At 67.7% G+C, this 1,702-nt stretch carries 1 protein-coding gene and 1 pseudogene; both read left to right on the top strand.

The features are described 5' to 3' along the window. On the top strand, positions 1-1,413 hold a 1,413-nt coding region (locus EN939_RS33030; protein ID WP_127271686.1), incomplete at its 5' end, for a penicillin-binding transpeptidase domain-containing protein. Between the two features lie 64 nt (positions 1,414-1,477). After that, a pseudogene (locus EN939_RS33025) lies at positions 1,478-1,702 on the top strand (M15 family metallopeptidase); the annotation flags it as partial.

Below are 1,702 nucleotides of genomic sequence, written 5' to 3'. Positions count from 1 at the left end.
GTGCTGACCCGAATGGTCTCCTCCCGCCTGCTCGGCGAGCGCGAGGCCGCACGGGCCTCCCTCGACGATGTCTCGGACCTGCGCCGCACGCTGCCGGCGCTCGCCGCGCACGCCGCCTATGCGATGTTGCCCAAGGCCGTCCCCGGTCAGCCCTTGCAGCTGACGATCCGCAAGAGCGTCCAGGAGGGGCTGGAACAGGTGGCGAGGGACGCGGCCACCAAGCTCGGCCCCCGCCTGTCGGTCGCTATGGTGCTGGCCGACTCCCGCACCGGCGACATCCTTGGCGAAGTCGGCTCGGCCAATTTCTTCGACGCAAGCCGCTCCGGCTGGATCGACATGACAAAGATCGTCCGCTCGCCAGGCTCGACGCTAAAGCCCTTCATCTACGGTTTGGCCTTCGAACAGGGCCTGGTGGCGCAGGAAACGCTGATCGACGACAGCCCCGTCGATTTCTCCGGCTACCGGCCGAAGAATTTCGACATGGGCTACCAGGGCGATGTCAGCATCCGGCAAGCGCTACAATTGTCGCTCAATGTGCCGGCGATCCGCGTGCTCGACGCGGTCGGGCCAACGCGGCTGATGGCGCGCTTCCGCCAGGCCGGCGTCAGCCCCATACTGCCGGTCAACGAAGCCCCGGGCCTGGCCATCGGTCTTGGCGGCGTCGGGGTGACATTGCGCGACCTCGTCCAGCTCTACACAGGGCTCGCCAATGGCGGCAAGACGCACACGCTGCATGACGGCACCGAGCCTGCCGATGCCGAGCGCACCAGCGCCACCATCCTCGACGGTCAGGCCAACTGGCAGATCATCGACATATTGTCAGGCGTCAAGCCGCCCGAGGGGGCCTTGCAGCGCGGCATCGCCTACAAGACCGGCACGTCCTACGGATACCGCGACGCCTGGTCGGTCGGCTTCGACGGCCGCTACGTGCTGGGCGTCTGGGTCGGCCGCCCCGATGCCGGCGCGGTGCCCGGCCTTTCCGGCTATGTCTCGGCCGCTCCCATCCTGTTCGAGGGTTTTGTCCGCTCGGGCCTCGCCACCGTCCCCTTGCCGGGCAAACCGCCCGGCATGTTCAGCCCCAGACGCGAGGACCTGCCGGTGACGCTCGCCCGCTTCGGCGCCGGGTCGGATGGCCTGGTGCAGGCGACGGTGAGCGAACCCGCACCGACCATCATCTTCCCGCCTGACGGCGCCCGCGTCGATCTCGGCACCAATTCGGCCGACGCCTCGCCACTGGTGCTGAAGCTGCAAGGCGGCCGTGCGCCGTTCCGCTGGCTCGCCAACGGCAAGCCGCTGGCAGGCATCGATCGTCGCCGCACCGCGACCTGGCAGCCCGACGGCGCCGGCTATTCGACGCTGACCGTCATCGACGCCGCAGGGCGTGCGGCGAGTGTGAAGGTGTTCGTCGAATAGATCGCGCCAAGAGATTCATGGAATTGGCTTTCCGGACGCTCGGCAGATAGCAGGATACTCACCCATGCCTGTTCCGAGGCACCCCTCGCGCAATCCGTTCTTGTCGGCAGCCTCGGCACTGGCAGCAACAATCCTTGTCGCGGCAACCACCCTCCCCGCTTTGGCCGATGCCCTGCCCGCCGGCTTCGTCCGGCTCGCCGATGTCGATCCCTCGATCCGCCAGGACATACGCTACGCCGGATCGGACAATTTTCTGCATCGCAAGGTGGACGGCTATGACGCCCCGGCC

Origin of the sequence: Mesorhizobium sp. M7A.F.Ca.CA.002.05.1.1 (genome assembly GCF_003998335.1) — a bacterium.
Taxonomy (GTDB): Bacteria; Pseudomonadota; Alphaproteobacteria; order Rhizobiales; family Rhizobiaceae; genus Mesorhizobium.
Note: the sequence above shows the minus strand (reverse complement) of the source record. Positions and strands in the feature narration are given on the sequence as shown.